We start from the raw sequence: 15,302 nt of genomic DNA on the forward strand, positions 1-15,302 counted from the left end.
CGTGTGCGGGGAATACGTAGAGTTGGGCGGTGGGGCTTTGTTTGGCTGGGGATCACCCCCGCGTGTGCGGGGAATACGCCCTCTGCTTCATGCCGTTTTTCAATGTCGTGGGATCACCCCCGCGTGTGCGGGGAATACATTGATCCACAATACCGTGCGCTTGCAGAAGAAGGATCACCCCCGCGTGTGCGGGGAATACGCACATTTTCTTCATTAACTACATAGTCCGCTGGGATCACCCCCGCGTGTGCGGGGAATACTATTTTACGGCGGTGAAGCAGGTCAAAAATATAGGATCACCCCCGCGTGTGCGGGGAATACCACCTCCGCCATGGCGTGGAAAGACATCCAACTGGATCACCCCCGCGTGTGCGGGGAATACATTAAGGCCGTAACTGTTTGACTGCCATCAGCAGGATCACCCCCGCGTGTGCGGGGAATACTAGAAAACGAAGCACGCGCCTATGCACACTACGGGATCACCCCCGCGTGTGCGGGGAATACGCCAATAAGGTGATTCCCACTCCTGAGCAGCAGGGATCACCCCCGCGTGTGCGGGGAATACCCACCCGATCTGGCTGTATACAGTATCACGCAAGGGATCACCCCCGCGTGTGCGGGGAATACGCATATCCAGCAACTGAGTTAAACGCTTTGGCAGGATCACCCCCGCGTGTGCGGGGAATACTAAATAGCATGAGTGTAAATATCGAAACAGCAAGGATCACCCCCGCGTGTGCGGGGAATACTTCAGCAACGCTCTGAAATAGTGCCATTTGGGAGGATCACCCCCGCGTGTGCGGGGAATACAGATGGGCGATACAGGCAAAGCCGGTAACGGGAGGATCACCCCCGCGTGTGCGGGGAATACCGGCAGTAGTCGGGTCAGTGACTACACCAAGAAGGATCACCCCCGCGTGTGCGGGGAATACCTACTGATAATGTTGTCCATTATACTTCAGTAAGGATCACCCCCGCGTGTGCGGGGAATACCTAAAAAATAATTAAAAAAGTGGTTGCAATTGGGGATCACCCCCGCGTGTGCGGGGAATACGAAGATGGTAAGTGTAGTTGCACTATGATCTAGGGATCACCCCCGCGTGTGCGGGGAATACCAAGCAGCTCGATCAGCGAAACGGCAATATTGAGGATCACCCCCGCGTGTGCGGGGAATACCAAAGGTTGCAAATAGTCAAAATATTGGTACTAGGATCACCCCCGCGTGTGCGGGGAATACCATTACGCACCAATCCTATTCATCATCATTATAGGATCACCCCCGCGTGTGCGGGGAATACTTTGTATTTGCATATTTCTTGCTATATCCAGCTGGATCACCCCCGCGTGTGCGGGGAATACAATGGCAAACACCGTTTGATGCCACTTCCGCTAGGATCACCCCCGCGTGTGCGGGGAATACACCTTGGTGCGTCTAAGGCATCATCAGATGGCAGGATCACCCCCGCGTGTGCGGGGAATACTAACTGGCCACTAGCAAGTCCTGTGATGTCGCAGGATCACCCCCGCGTGTGCGGGGAATACCGTCCCAATACCGATTTGCAAGCGGTCAAGTGGGGATCACCCCCGCGTGTGCGGGGAATACCGAAATTTATTATTTTACGTATTTCAGCAGTAGGGATCACCCCCGCGTGTGCGGGGAATACCCTGCGTTTGACACTCATTTCAACGGTCACACGGGATCACCCCCGCGTGTGCGGGGAATACCAACTCGATAGCGCAAACCATCAGGCTTACTGCGGATCACCCCCGCGTGTGCGGGGAATACCCGTGACGATCTCCGGTTGGCAGATAAACGTCGGGATCACCCCCGCGTGTGCGGGGAATACCGATGGCAAACCCCGGCGACTATATAACCGTGAGGATCACCCCCGCGTGTGCGGGGAATACACTAAACAAATCCCGTCAAACCGGCATTCTACAATTGCAAATTTCGCATTTTACATGACTTTAACACCAGCAAGAACTCATGCTCAGCCCTGCAGCTCTGCAACCATGTCACTCAATAGTTGATGTGTCAGCCGACTGGTTTCCGGCAATACCGGGTTTTCACCGGAATTGGTCACTGCCTCAAGGAACGCTTTGATCATTGGCGCAAAACCGCGTGTTTCTAACATGGGTTGCCAATCCGGTGCGGCAATCACTGTTTCGCTGGTGCCTTGATAAGTATGGCTAGTCGCCAGATCAGCCACGCGGAATAACCCGTTAGGAGTGGCAACCGTCGCCTCCTCCAGATTCGTCCCAGCCACCAAGTTGATCGCTGCTTCACCGCGGATGCCGTTGGCCATGATCGTGACGCTTGCCTGCTCAACATTGCCATCTTTATCCGCATGCAAGGCATACCGCGCCGTTGGGTCTGTCGGAAAACCAGCCAATGCCAACGCCGTATCTAGCGGATGGATCAGTAGGTCAAAAATCGCCTCTTTTGGGGCTTGCGGATGCGCGACGCGATTTTTGGTCACCTGGATCAGATTTTTATCCGGCAGCGCGATCAAATTCTTGATCGCCGGGGCAAACCGGCGATTAAACCCAACGGTCAATAACTTCTGATGTTGGGCCGCAAGCAGATATAATTCAGTCACTTGGTCCATATTTTCGGCCAGCGGCTTATCCACAAAAACGTTCACATTGCGGGCCAAGAAGTGCTTGACCAAGTCATAATGCGCCGTCGTCGCCGCATGGATCATGACGGCATCCAAATTCAAACTGTCAAGCGCATCCAAGTCCGTCCCTGCCGCGACCATATGGAATTGGTTCGCAACGCGAGTCACCTTTTGTAAATCCCGACTCATCAAGTAAAATTGTGCTTCAGATTGCATCTGTGCATACACTGGTAAGTAAGCCTTCAATGCGATTTTACCAAGGCCGATAACGCCAATATTTAACATATGATCACCTATCCTAATTTATGTCTTAACGCTAGCACAGGAGCTGGTATGGGTCAAAACAAATCCCGCCGCCAGCCACGCTCCTAAGTAAAAATCAAGCATTCACGCATGATACACAAAAAAGCTTCAAAACCAGCACATTAATCGTCCTGATTTTGAAGCTTTAATTGATACTTACTCCTAGCTTACAGGCGTGCGTTGAGTTCCTTGGTCAGGTTCTCATAGCCTGGTTTGCCAAGCAAGCCAAACATGTTCTTCTTATAGGCTTCGACACCTGGTTGGTTGAATGGGTTAATCCCGTTCAAGTAACCAGAAATTGCCACAGCAGCTTCGAAGAAGTAGATCAAGTAGCCTAAGGTATAGGCGTCTTGCTTAGGAATGGAAACGGTCATGACTGGCACGCCGCCATCAGTGTGGGCTAAGACCACACCTTCATAGGCCTTACGGTTAACGTAAGACATCTTCTTGCCTTCAAGGAACTGCAAGCCGTCCAAGGAGCCTTCTTCAACTGGAATGGTGAGGTCTTTGTTAGGTTGTTCAACCCAAACCACAGTTTCCATTAAGTTGCGCAGGCCTTCTTGAATGTATTGCCCTAAGGAATGCAAGTCGGTAGTGAAGTTAGCAGATGATGGGTAGATCCCCTTTTGATCCTTACCTTCGGATTCGCCCATCAATTGCTTCCACCATTCACCTAGGTATTGCAAGGTTGGTTCGTAGTTTTCAAGTAATTCAGTGGTGTAGCCCTTCCGGTACAAAATGTTGCGGTATGCTGCATACTGATAAGCTTCGTTCTTGCTCAAATCAGCATCCGCATAGGCTTCACGCCCGTCAGCAGCACCTTGCATCAAAGCATCGATGTCGCCACCGGCAACGGCAATTGGCAACAAGCCAACAGCAGAAAGAACGGAGAAACGGCCGCCGACATCATCAGGCACAACAAATTCTTGATAGCCTTCAGCGTCTGCTTCGGTCTTCAAAGCGCCTTTAGCGCGATCAGTCGTGGCATAGATACGGTCTTTGGCGCCATCTTCACCATACTTTTCGATCAACTTCGCCTTCAATACCCGAAAAGCAATAGAAGGTTCGGTGGTGGTCCCAGACTTGGAGATCACATTCAATGAAAAGCTGCGATCGCCGATCATTTCGATCAATTCTGCGAGGTAGGTGCTGGAAATGGAGTTGCCGGCGAAGTAAACTTCTGGCAACTTGCGGCCTGGTTCATAGTTGCGGAAGGTATGAGACAAGAAGTCAAACGCCATCCGGGCGCCAAGGTAAGAACCACCGATACCGATCGCAACGAAAACTTCGGAATCATTTTGGACCTTCTTGGCAGCCGCCTTGATGCGGGCAAATTCGTCCTTATCGTAAGCAACTGGCAGGTCTAAGAAACCCCGAAAATCGTTACCGGCACCTGTACCTTCACGCAATTCTTTGTCAGCAGCGGTGACCAGTGCTTGCATTTGGCCGAGCTCGTTAGCGTGCACGAACTTGTCCAATTTTGATGCATCAAATGAAATATAAGCCATTATCTGCGTTCCTCCTAAATTTTCACTCAAACACAATTTAACTTTAAACACTCACTTTGAAAAAAGCAAGGCGCCTACTCTGAATTTTATGAAAATATCCATAGCAGACGCTTTTTTCTATATATATGCTTACTTCATGATCCCTAAAACAATGCCGCCTAAGATGATCAAAACCGAGCCCCATGAGACCCAAGTCATTTCCTTATGCGTCTTGCGTTCGCCCAACAAGAAAATCGAGCCAAATGTCGAAATCACGATCCCCATTTGCGACATGGAAAAGGCGATCGCTAAGCCAACAGAACTCATGGCCAATAGCATGAAGACATTCCCAGTCCCCCAAATGAGCCCGGTGATAATGTTCTTGCCGGTTTCGCGGTTGAACGCATCATGGCCGATCGAAAACAAGATCGCGCCGATCACCATGCCGACAGATTGTGGCAAAACCACTGCTGTTGCATCCAAGTGCCCGGCATTGACCACGATCGTGTAGCCGGCATAGCCCGCCGTCGAGATCAATAACGTCCGGATCCCTTTGGCATAAGAAGTCGCCGCACTGGCATCAGTACTTTTTTCTTTGCGAGACGTCAAAGTCGCCCCAACCACTAACAAGACTAATGCAAGCAGCCCCATGGAGACGTCTTTGCCGGTTTTCCATTCAGAAAATAGCAAAGCGCCCGCCAAGGTATTGGCAACCAGCTGCATCCCAGTCGACATGGGCACCGTCATCGAAACGCCAATGTACTTCATCGCTTGAAATTGCTGGCTTTGTCCCAAGGCCCAAAACAGCCCGGACAAGATGCCTAATAACCAAACTTTCGTGTCCAATACCGGGTGCATAAATAACCATGTCCCGATCCCGAAAACTAACGCCCCCAGTGTCATACCAAGGGTCTGCTGATACGCGTTACCGCCGAGTTTGCCGGAAACCAACCCGATGGAGCCCCAAGCGATTGCCGGGATCAATGCGATAATGATTGCCATTACCTTACCTCTTTCCATTAATAAATTTGTAAGTATCGGATTTTGTCCAATTCATTCAAAATACACAAGTAGTTATTCTATCTTGATTTCGTTTTCATTTCAACCGCATGGCCGCGCACTTGATGCCATGAAAACGAATACTGAAACCGCTGGCAAAACGGCCACTCTGCCAAGGCTTCAGCCAAAAGCGCCCAAAAGACGCCACTTTCGTTAATCGCGTGCGGCAAGTAAATTCTCAGCAAAAAATTATGTGACAATCGCGTTTTTTCTGGGTCAAGCGGGTATTTGTGCTGAAGTATTTCATGACCCGCCGCCAAAGCTTTCGGATTTCTGAAAACAAATCACTTAAACTAATTAAAATATAAGTGAATTCTCGGCTATCGTCTACAAAAATGGCTTTGCCACCAGACGCAAGCTTGCATCTGGTGGCAAAGCCATTTGTTAACGATGATGCCACATTCGCCAAACCCAATACCCCACAACGGCCCCAGTCACGTTGAAAATCACATCATCGATGTCAGCAACGCCGCTGATCAGCAAAAATTGCAGCGCTTCGATCACTAGACTCAATGCCAGCCCTCGAACCAACACCCGCCACGTGTTTACCCGTTTGGTTAAGCTACTCATCCCCCAACCAAAGGGGAAAAACCACAGCACATTGCCTAGCGACTGATACCAAAAATCAAAGTGACTGCTGCCCAGCCGCAGTTTCATCGTCTCGACAAAAGGCGTCAAGTTGATCACATCCAAGCTGCGATGCCAATGAAACACCAATTGCCAGGGATAATAGACGTCTCGAAATACCGTCAACATCAACAACAAGATCACATATCCGGCAAATACCAAGACGCGCAGTTCATGCCCGATCGCCAAGCGCCGATGATGTAACAGCGCCCACCCCCAGCGCACTGCTAAAAACACCAGCAGATACAACAAGGTCTTATCAAGCGAATAAAAAATTAAGCGGATCAAAGGAAAGTGATTGATACGTCCCGACCAGCGTGCCGCCACCTGCTGGTATAGTGGATCAAGAAACAGCATTGTCGTCCTCCATTGCACTTATTGTACCAAAGCGACACGTCCAAGCGGTATTTGCAGAATGAATTTAAATCTTCCGTATAGTTTCGAGGGAAGTTTGCCGCGATCGCCGCACACAGGTACAATAGCAAAGACAATACCGAACGCATCGTTTGCGATCGAGATTTAGGAGGAGCGTCGTGTCCACTTTATTGCACCGCGTCCGTACTACTCGCCTCGGCTTTTTAGGGCTGCTATTGGGCTTATTGTGGTTAAAGACGCTATTCGCTTATCACGTCGACTTTGACCTCGGCGCCAGCGGTTTGATCCAGCAGCTTTTGCTGCTCATCAATCCCTTGGGCACCAGTGCCTTATTACTGTCGGCTGCCTTATATATCAAAAAACCCCGCCTTGCCTATGCCGTCGGGATCATCATTTACCTACTATTGAATCTCTTGTTATTTGCCAATGTCTTGTACTACCGAGAATTCAGCGATTTCTTAACGATCGCCACAATGCTGGGTGTCTCTAAAGTCTCGCAAGGTCTAGGCGCCAGTTCTTTGAATATGCTAACGCCGCATGACGTGATTTATGGCTGTGATTTGATCATCGTCATCTTCACCTTGGTGCTGTTTGGCGGCTATAATGTCTGGCGCTTCCTTCAAAACACCCCGTTACGCTGGCCGCATTTTGGCTTGCGCTTAGATCAGCGCCCTCCGCGTTATCATGTGCCGCAAGCCGTTTCGATGCTGGCGATCGCCTTATTTGGCGTGACGATGGCGGTCAGTGAATTAAACCGCCCTAATTTGTTATCTCGGACCTTTGACCATAATTACATCGTTAAATATCTCGGCTTGGCGCCTTTCACCTTATATGATGGCGTCAAGACGGCGCAAAACTCGCAAGTGCGCGCCCAAGCCGACTCTAGCGAAATGGATCAAGTCCTCAACTATACCCGGACGCATTACGCTGCGCCTAACATAGACTACGCTGGCGTCGCCAAGGGTAAAAACGTGATCATCATCCACTTAGAGTCCTTCCAACAATTCTTGCTCAACTTCAAAGTCGATGGTCAAGAGGTCACGCCGTTTTTGAACAGTTTGGTCAAAGATAAGAACACGTTGTCGTTTGATAACTTCTATAATCAAGTCGGCGCCGGGAAAACTTCTGACGCGGAAAACATGCTGGAAACCGGTACCTATGGGCTAGAAGCCGGCAGCTTATTTGCCAGTTTAGGCACCGATAATACGTTTGAAGCGGCCCCGGCGATCTTGAACCAAACTGCCGGTTATTCAACGGCCGTTTTCCACGGCGGTGCCGGCAGCTTTTGGAATCGGAACAATACCTATAAGAGTCTGGGTTATCAATCCTTTTTCGACGGTGACTATTATGCGCAAAACTCGGATCAAACGACCGACTACGGGATCAAAGACAAGCTGATGTTCGGCGAAACAATCAAGTATATGGAACGCTTGCAACAGCCGTTTTACAGCAAGATCATCACCACCACGAACCACTATCCGTTTTACATTGCCGACACCGATACCGATTTTCCCGATGCCGGCACCAGTGATGCCACAATCAACGGCTATTTCCGCACCGCGCATTATTTGGATGCTGCCTTGAAAGAGTTTTTTGCCTACTTGAAGTCGTCAGGGCTGTACAAGCACTCCTTGATCATGATGTACGGCGATCACTATGGCATCTCCAATGACCGCAATCCGACCTTGGCGCCGTTATTAGGCAAAAACGCCAAAGACTGGACGAGCTTCGATGATGCGCAAATGCAACGCGTGCCGTTGATCTTTAACATGGATGGGTTAAAAGGCGGCATCAAACACACATATGGCGGCGAGATCGATGTCCTGCCGACGTTGATGCACTTGTTAGGCGTGAACTCTAAGCCGTATGTCCAGTTTGGCACTGATTTGCTTTCCGCCGAACATGATCAAACCGTGGCGTTTCGCAACCACAACTTTGTGACGCCGCGTTATACCGTGATCGGCAACAAAGTTTACCTGAACCAAACTGGCGAGGCGATCACCCCCAACGCCAGCTTAAAAGCCCAGCTTGCTCAAGACCAAAAACAAGTCAATCAAGCTCTGGATCTGTCTGACACTGTGGCGTCCAAAAACCTCTTGCGCTTTTACGTCCCGAAAGGCTTTCAACCGATCGATCCCGCCAACATTGATTACACCGCCAGCCTCAGCAATGTCTTGGCCACCCAAACGCAACTTGGCGCCAAATCGACGTCGTTATACAGCCAAAATGGGAACCAATCCACGGTCAACGACTTTCACACCGACGCGCCGGAACTGGCTGACGACCGCAGTGCCTTAACCAAATTCCCCAAAAGCGTCCTGAAACAAGCCGCCACCAGCAGCAGTCAGCCTTAAACCACAAGCGCCAGGCAACAGCTGCTCTGACAACAGCATAGGCGAGTCACTTTTGACTTTAGCCTATGCTGTTTTGATGTCAGCATCGTCAACAAGGGTTGCGCTGGATTTCTTGGTAAGTTCATAGTTTGTTCAAAACTCCCGATTATACTGATGGCATACAGTGAGAGGTGACAACATGCGGTTCATGGAAAGAGCGATCAAAGCACTCGGCTATCATCGCCGTGCATATCTAGGCGGGCTAGTCGGCGTCTTCTTCTTTAGTTTGCTCAGTTTGATCCTGTTAACTGCCCAATTTCTCAATCGTCAAACTCAAAATGCCTTCACCACTCGCTTACAACAATTCGACAGCCAAACGCTTACCATTGCCCAACACCTCGTCAAAGCCACCAATACCGCCTATTCCGCGGTCAGCAGCCAATATCAGCTTTGGTGGTGGGGCTTGTTGGCCGCATTATTTGCCACCACCGCCGGCTGTGCACTGGTTTTTGCTTTTCAACGGCGCCAAGAGACTTTGGCTTATCTATTAGTCGGCAAAAGCACCACCGATGTCGTGGCTCAATATGTCTTAGAAAACCTGATCATTTTTACTGGCGGCTATTTGCTTGCTTGGTGTGCAGCAATGCTGGGCGGAACCTGGCTGGATCATTGGCTGCATACCTTGAATTTGACTTTGTTTGAGCAACACCTCACGCCTAACGTTTCGGTGGCCTCCTTTCAGAAGGTCACCAAGCAATTATTTGCCCACCGGCTGACCGATTTTTCTGGCAATGATCTGATGTTCCCACAACGCGGAATGCGCATGCAGCCGGCAACATTAGTGGGCTGCATGCAAACTTATCTTTGCGGCGCGGGTGCGCTCATCGTCAGTCAAGCTCTGACCTATACTGCCGTGATCAGCTTGCAGCGTCATCGTCTGTTACACCAAGATTAGTTTAGGAGGTTTGCCATGCCCCTTTTTCATCACCAAGTCGCCAAAAATTTTCATCAACAGCTGGCATCATTGTTCACACCAGCGGGTCTGTATTACCTCTACTTCCCCGATCACGCTAGTTTGCAACAAAGCTATCAAGCTTATACGCAAGCTTTTATCTCTGCAAACTGTGCCAAACACATGGGCATGATCACCTACCCGGATGCGTCGATCGTGCCTTATTTAACCGTGCGCAGCAACATCTTGATCAATGGTCAGCAACGTGATTTTTCGCTGTTACCCGAGAGTTTGCGCCGGGATACCTTGTTTTTAGACCAATCGGCGGCGCACTTGACCGCTGTCCAAAGCCTCTATGTTCAATTGTTCCGGGGGCTATTGGCCGGTCGGCAGTTTTTGTTGATGACTGATTTTCCAGAGGCCATGACGCTGCAAGAAACGCGGCTGTTTCTCACCCATGCCCAAGCAGCGGTGACGCGAACCGACGCCAGTTTGATCATCTTGACCACTGATGAAAGCCTGATCGCCGCCAATCCTGACACGAGCTGGAAAACGCCGCCAGCTTTAAAACCGCGGCATCCAGAAACCGCTTAGACCAACACAAATGCCGCTAGCAAATTGCTAGCGGCATTTGTGTTGGGGCCAATCAATTTATTCGGCAATGGCGCGTGACGCTTCTTGGACTTGAAAGCCTTGCTGATCGATCGTCAGCACTTGCACTTGCCAATGAGGATGCTGTATCCGGGCTTGTGTGACAAAACGCTGCAAACGTTTGGCATCTGCGGAAATGGCCAACATCGTCGACCCCGCCCCGGAAATCACAACTGGGATATTCAAAGTCGCCCCCAGTGCTTTAACGTCTGCAAAACCAGCAATCAGCTTGGCGCGATAAGGCTCTTGCATCTTATCTTGTAACGCGGCTTGCAGCATCGCTTTGTCGCCGCGTTCTAACGCCGTACAAGCCAGTGTGCAATGCCCCATTTGATAAGAGGCTTGCGCATAGCTCATTTGGGTCGGCAACACTGCACGGGCTTCTGCGGTACTCAATGGCGTATCTGGGATCACCACGGCAAAATGCCAGCTGGAATGGACCTGATAATGAGCCACCACCGGTTCAGCATCAACCATGATCGTAGCCGCCAACTGGCCAAAAATCGCCGGAGCCACATTATCCGGGTGGCCTTCCATTGCTGTGGCCAAGCGTAACAAGTCTAACCGCTCAAGAGGCTGGCCAAACCAGCGATTGGCGCCGGCTAAACCAGCGACGATACACGCCGCAGAACTTCCCAAACCGCGCGCGGCTGGAATCTCACAAGCAACGTCCAAATGCACCCCAGGCACAGGTTGATCTAATGCCTCACAACCGCGGACAAACGCTTGATAAATCAAGTTATCCGCATTTTGAAACCGCGGATCGCCGCCCGTGATCAACACCCCAGAAGCATGGGCGCTAAATGTTACGGTCATCGACATCGATAACGCCAACCCCATCACATCATAGCCCACGCCCAGGTTAGCACTAGTTGCGGGAACTGTAATCTTAAACATCACAATACCTCCTGAGCGAATTGCGCGACGAATTCAGGCATTTGCGCTGGTTGCAGCAACTGGTGATGGCGGATCGGCAAGTCAGCTAGTTGCGCTAAGGGTTGCGGGATCGCTTGGTGATAAGCTGAAGCCAAAACCTGCATGGCTTCAAAGCCATCCGCGTAATGTTCGCCTAACGCCGCTTCAGCCACCACTTGGGGAAACTTGAAGGGACTGGCAGTCGCCAACAACACCGTCGGGCCGGCAAGTGCGAGGCGTTGTTGGACCACATAACCAACGGCAGTATGCGGATCCATGAGATAGCCATGGGCATCTGCCACCGCGCGGATCGCTGCCAGCACCTCAGTGTCTTGTGCCTTGCCGCCAACAAAATCGGCTTGGATCGCCGCCAGTAAGTCAGCCGGGACTTGATAACGGCCGGTGTCGGCAAGTGATTGCATCAACTGCGCGACCAACGCGCTGTCGCCATTGCTCTTATAATAAAGCAGCCGTTCTAAGTTACTGGAAATCTGGATATCCATGCTTGGCGAGCTGGTTTTTAAGAATTGACGATTGCGATCATACACGCCTGTGGCCAAAAAGTCCGAAACTTCGCTGTTGGCATTGGTTGCAACGATGAACTTATTCACCGGCAATCCAAGCTGCTTGGCATAATAGCCGGCTAAGACATCACCGAAGTTGCCAGTCGGCACGGTGAAATTGACCCGCTCGCCGACTTGAATGGTCCCAGCTTGCACCAGCTGGCGATAAGCGGCAAAATAATACACCACCTGCGGGGCTAAGCGGCCAATATTGATCGAATTCGCCACAGAAAGCTGCACAGGTGACAGTTGTGCTTGCAGCGCGTGATCGTTGAGCATCGCTTTGACGGCGCTTTGCGCATCATCAAAGTTTCCGCTAATCGCCGCAACAGTCGTGTTTTGGCCGCCAGTCGTCGTCATCTGGCGTTCTTGGATCGGACTGACCCCGCCATCAGGGTAAAAGGTGGCAATGCCGGTTTGCGGTACGTCCTTGAATCCCTCTAAGGCGGCCTTGCCGGTATCGCCGCTGGTGGCCGCTAAGATCAAGACCCGGTCATTGGCTGCTAACGCCGCTTGCAACAAGCGTGGCAATAGTTGCAGCCCGATATCTTTAAAGGCACTGGTCGGGCCATGGAATAATTCGAGATAATGCGTTTCTCCTACTGTATGCACTGGGGTGATCTGCGGATCGGAAAAATTATCCCCGTAAGCCGCGGTGACGGCTTGGCGCAAGGTTGCTTCGCCAAAATCTGGTAACAGCGCCAACAGAACCTGCACGGCTTGCTCTTGGTACGGGACTGCCAGGATTGCTTCAAGATCAAGTTTGGTAAACGTCGGTAAAACATATAACCCGCCGTCTGGGGCAAAACCGGTCTTAAGGGCTTGTTGGCTAGTCAATGAAAGCTTTGAATCGCGGGTACTGGTGTACATGTGATCGCCTCAATTTCTGTTTGCATTTGAATAATAGCTATGATAATCTGTTCAGTATTCAAATACAAGTGTTTATTAAATAAAAACACAGAAATGAGGCTCCAAATGCAGATCGCGATTTTAGGTTTAGGGACTATCGGTAGCGGTGTCTACAAGATTATTGCTGGGCAAACTAACCAAACTAAAAAGCTTCAAGTCACGCACATTTTGGCTAAAGCAGACCACCCGGCAATGTTACCGATCGAATCCACCGATTACGACGCGATCTTGGCCGATCCCGCCTTGGACGCCGTCGTCGAAACCATGGGTGGCATCGAACCGGCCCACAGCTATATTCTCAAAGCCTTAGCCGCGCATAAACATGTGGTCACCGCCAACAAAGCGGTCACCGCCTTATACCTGCGCGAATTTATTGAAGCCGCGGAAGCTAATGGCGTGCACTTCTATTATGAAGCGACGACTGGCGGCGGCATTCCTTGGTTGAAGAATCTTGAAAATGCTGCCCGAGTCGACGACGTCCAATCGTTTTCTGGGATCTTCAACGGCACCAGCAATTATATCCTTGACCAAATGACTAAAACCGGTGAAGACTTTGACTCTGCTTTAGCCTCTGCTCAAGCACTCGGCTATGCGGAAAAAGACCCGACAGCAGATGTCGATGGCTTAGACGTGGCCAACAAAGTCCGCATCTCTGGGGCGATCGCGTTCAACACAGCGCCTAACTTTGCTTTACCGACTGTTGGGATTCGCCACGTTTCCGCCCAAGACATTGCCTGGGCCAACGATCATAACTTGGCGATCCGCTTACTTGGTGAAGCCGTGCGCCAACACGACCGCTTCGCGGCGGTGATCGCCCCAACGCTGGTGCCGCAACAAAGCCTTGAAGCCCAGTGCCCGGATAATTTCAACTTGATCCGCCTAGACGGCCCGACGATCGGCGAGTTGCAGTTCTTTGGCCAAGGCGCAGGGCAGCTGCCGACTGCCCATGCGATCATCCAAGACCTCTTAGACATCGCCTTGAACGTTCCCCATTTGGCGCGTCACTTTAACCGTACCCTCAAAAACGACGCTGCCATGTTGCGCGGAGACTTCATCTGGCGTGACGGCGACACCTACGAATATCTGGCAGATCGCACAGTGGGCGAATTGATCATCCGTCAAAACGAACACCCGCAAGCCAGCTTCTTACGGATCGGAAAGGAAGTTAATCATGAAAGTCTGCAAATTCGGCGGCTCTTCAATGGCCAACGCCAATCAGTTCAATAAAGTCAAAGCCATCTTAAAAGCAGACCCTAAGCGCCAAGTCGTGGTCGTGTCTGCTGCTGGGAAAGATCCAAAACATCCCGTCAAACTCACCGACCTCTTGTTGCGGATCGCAGCCAGTGATGATGATGCCTTATTTGCTGCCATCATCGCCCGTTTGGCCCCCTTAAAATCTGCCTTGCATCTGCACTATGATCTCGAAGCGGCAGTCGCGACCATCAAAGCCACATGGGATGCCGATCATGACCATGATTATCTGGTTTCACGCGGTGAATTTTTGACCGCCAATCTGTTAGCAGAATATCTTGCCTGGCCGTTTTTAGACGCCCGTGACTACCTGAAGTTCAATGGTGATACCTTCGATGCCGCTGCCAGTGCCGCAGCATTAAAAACCGTTCCGACGCACTTCATCATGCCTGGGTTTTATGGCGGCGACCTCAACGGTAAGATCCATTTGATGCCTCGCGGCGGTTCTGATATTTCCGGTGCGTGGTTAGCCAATCTGCTGGACGCGGAACTTTATGAAAACTGGACGGATGTTTCCGGGATCTTAATGGCCGATCCTCGCGTGGTGCATGCGCCACAAGCCATCACGAAGCTCACTTACGCCGAATTGCGCGAGTTGACCTTCATGGGTGCGGCGGTCTTTCAAGCCGATGCGGTTCAGCCAGTGCGGGCCAAAGGCATCCCCACGCGCATTCTTAATACCAATGCGCCGCAAGACCCCGGCACCTTAGTGGAACGCGCCACTAACCTCGACGGGCCTTTAACCGGGATCGCCGGCCGCAGGCACTACACCGTGATCACCTTAAAACGCTATCAACTCGCCGCACATCTTGAAGTCATCCAGCAGGCGCTGGCCGTGATGAAAACGTATCACTTAAAAGTGGCCTACATGCCCACTTCCATCGACACCTTGAATCTGATTTGTCATGGGACCCTGGAAGCTACTGCTCGACATGACTTGGCGGCTGATCTCGTCGCTGCTTGTGCGCCAGACGACTTAGAGATCCAAGCCAATATCGCCTTGATCTCAACCATCTCACCTCGCCTTGCCAAGCGGCCAGCGATCGCCGGACGTTTGTTGGCTTATCTTGATGATAATAATATTCCAGTTCGGTTAGTCAGCCAAAACAGTGGCGACACCAATCTCTTGATCGGAGTTGCCTCTACCGATTACGCCCGTGCGCTCAATGCGATCTATCAAAACTTCTTACACACGCGCAATGCGCCAGAACCGTATTTTGGGACCTGACGGATCAATGCGCTCACAGGCTCTGGCT

11 protein-coding genes and 1 CRISPR repeat array are annotated in these 15,302 nt (G+C 51.2%); of the genes, 5 read left to right on the plus strand and 6 right to left on the minus strand.

The genetic code is table 11. From position 1 onward, the window contains the following. The first annotated feature begins 49 nt into the window (after nt 1–49). Nucleotides 50–1,908: a CRISPR direct-repeat array (repeat unit 28 nt; unit sequence GGATCACCCCCGCGTGTGCGGGGAATAC). Between the two features lie 83 nt (nt 1,909–1,991). The 4 genes from EKM91_RS05160 to EKM91_RS05175 form a co-directional block, all read right to left on the minus strand. Then, nucleotides 1,992–2,906 carry a Gfo/Idh/MocA family protein gene (locus EKM91_RS05160; protein WP_125750807.1) on the minus strand — a complete coding sequence of 305 codons (915 nt, stop codon included), beginning with the start codon at nt 2,904–2,906 and terminating at the stop codon, nt 1,992–1,994. 185 nt (nt 2,907–3,091) lie between these two features. Then, on the minus strand, nt 3,092–4,432 hold the full coding sequence (locus tag EKM91_RS05165; RefSeq protein ID WP_125750810.1) for a glucose-6-phosphate isomerase: 1,341 nt from the start codon (nt 4,430–4,432) through the stop codon (nt 3,092–3,094). A gap of 129 nt (nt 4,433–4,561) precedes the next feature. Beyond that, entirely contained in the window at nt 4,562–5,413 is an 852-nt protein-coding gene (locus tag EKM91_RS05170) for a GRP family sugar transporter (RefSeq protein ID WP_125750814.1), read from the minus strand. Between the two features lie 441 nt (nt 5,414–5,854). Continuing rightward, nucleotides 5,855–6,454: a VanZ family protein gene (locus EKM91_RS05175; protein WP_125750817.1), complete on the minus strand. Its 600-nt coding sequence runs from the start codon at nt 6,452–6,454 to the stop codon at nt 5,855–5,857. Between the two features lie 149 nt (nt 6,455–6,603). On the opposite strand from EKM91_RS05175, the gene EKM91_RS05180 reads away from it, so the two are divergent. From EKM91_RS05180 to EKM91_RS05190, 3 genes are all read left to right on the plus strand, one after another. Then, nucleotides 6,604–8,826: an LTA synthase family protein gene (locus EKM91_RS05180; RefSeq protein ID WP_379896211.1), complete on the plus strand. Its 2,223-nt coding sequence runs from the start codon at nt 6,604–6,606 to the stop codon at nt 8,824–8,826. Nucleotides 8,827–9,004: 178 nt separating this feature from the next. Further along, nucleotides 9,005–9,760 (plus strand): hypothetical protein, encoded by a 756-nt coding sequence (locus tag EKM91_RS05185; protein ID WP_125750823.1) that lies wholly within the window; start codon nt 9,005–9,007, stop codon nt 9,758–9,760. A gap of 15 nt (nt 9,761–9,775) precedes the next feature. Beyond that, nucleotides 9,776–10,351, plus strand: a complete 576-nt coding sequence (locus tag EKM91_RS05190) for a branched-chain amino acid ABC transporter ATP-binding protein (RefSeq protein ID WP_125750828.1) — start codon at nt 9,776–9,778, stop codon at nt 10,349–10,351. A gap of 57 nt (nt 10,352–10,408) precedes the next feature. Here EKM91_RS05190 and thrB read toward each other — a convergent pair whose 3' ends face one another. Both thrB and thrC read right to left on the minus strand, forming a co-directional pair. After that, entirely contained in the window at nt 10,409–11,305 is an 897-nt protein-coding gene (gene thrB, locus EKM91_RS05195; RefSeq protein ID WP_125750831.1) for a homoserine kinase, read from the minus strand. Further along, nucleotides 11,305–12,756: a threonine synthase gene (gene thrC / locus EKM91_RS05200; protein WP_125750834.1), complete on the minus strand. Its 1,452-nt coding sequence runs from the start codon at nt 12,754–12,756 to the stop codon at nt 11,305–11,307. The genes thrB and thrC overlap by 1 nt, the downstream gene beginning before the upstream one ends. Nucleotides 12,757–12,861: 105 nt before the next feature. Between thrC and EKM91_RS05205 the strand changes: the two genes are divergently transcribed. Both EKM91_RS05205 and EKM91_RS05210 read left to right on the plus strand, forming a co-directional pair. Further along, nucleotides 12,862–14,022, plus strand: coding sequence for a homoserine dehydrogenase (locus EKM91_RS05205; protein WP_164508462.1), 1,161 nt, complete (start codon nt 12,862–12,864; stop codon nt 14,020–14,022). Then, nucleotides 13,967–15,274, plus strand: coding sequence for an amino acid kinase family protein (locus tag EKM91_RS05210; RefSeq protein ID WP_125750840.1), 1,308 nt, complete (start codon nt 13,967–13,969; stop codon nt 15,272–15,274). Before EKM91_RS05205 ends, EKM91_RS05210 begins: the two co-directional genes overlap by 56 nt. The last annotated feature ends 28 nt before the right edge of the window (nt 15,275–15,302 follow it).

It is taken from the genome of Lacticaseibacillus baoqingensis, assembly GCF_003946165.1.
Classification (GTDB): Bacteria; Bacillota; Bacilli; order Lactobacillales; family Lactobacillaceae; genus Lacticaseibacillus; species Lacticaseibacillus baoqingensis.

Bases quoted from the DNA above. Each gene is read 5' to 3' on its own strand.
- EKM91_RS05160 (WP_125750807.1), bottom strand. From the start codon at position 2,906: ATGTTAAATATTGGCGTTATCGGCCTTGGTAAAATCGCATTGAAGGCT.
- EKM91_RS05165 (WP_125750810.1), bottom strand. From the start codon at position 4,432: ATGGCTTATATTTCATTTGATGCATCAAAATTGGACAAGTTCGTGCAC.
- EKM91_RS05170 (WP_125750814.1), bottom strand. From the start codon at position 5,413: ATGGCAATCATTATCGCATTGATCCCGGCAATCGCTTGGGGCTCCATC.
- EKM91_RS05175 (WP_125750817.1), bottom strand. From the start codon at position 6,454: ATGCTGTTTCTTGATCCACTATACCAGCAGGTGGCGGCACGCTGGTCG.
- EKM91_RS05185 (WP_125750823.1), top strand. From the start codon at position 9,005: ATGCGGTTCATGGAAAGAGCGATCAAAGCACTCGGCTATCATCGCCGT.
- EKM91_RS05190 (WP_125750828.1), top strand. From the start codon at position 9,776: ATGCCCCTTTTTCATCACCAAGTCGCCAAAAATTTTCATCAACAGCTG.
- thrB (WP_125750831.1), bottom strand. From the start codon at position 11,305: ATGTTTAAGATTACAGTTCCCGCAACTAGTGCTAACCTGGGCGTGGGC.
- thrC (WP_125750834.1), bottom strand. From the start codon at position 12,756: ATGTACACCAGTACCCGCGATTCAAAGCTTTCATTGACTAGCCAACAA.
- EKM91_RS05205 (WP_164508462.1), top strand. From the start codon at position 12,862: ATGCAGATCGCGATTTTAGGTTTAGGGACTATCGGTAGCGGTGTCTAC.
- EKM91_RS05210 (WP_125750840.1), top strand. From the start codon at position 13,967: ATGAAAGTCTGCAAATTCGGCGGCTCTTCAATGGCCAACGCCAATCAG.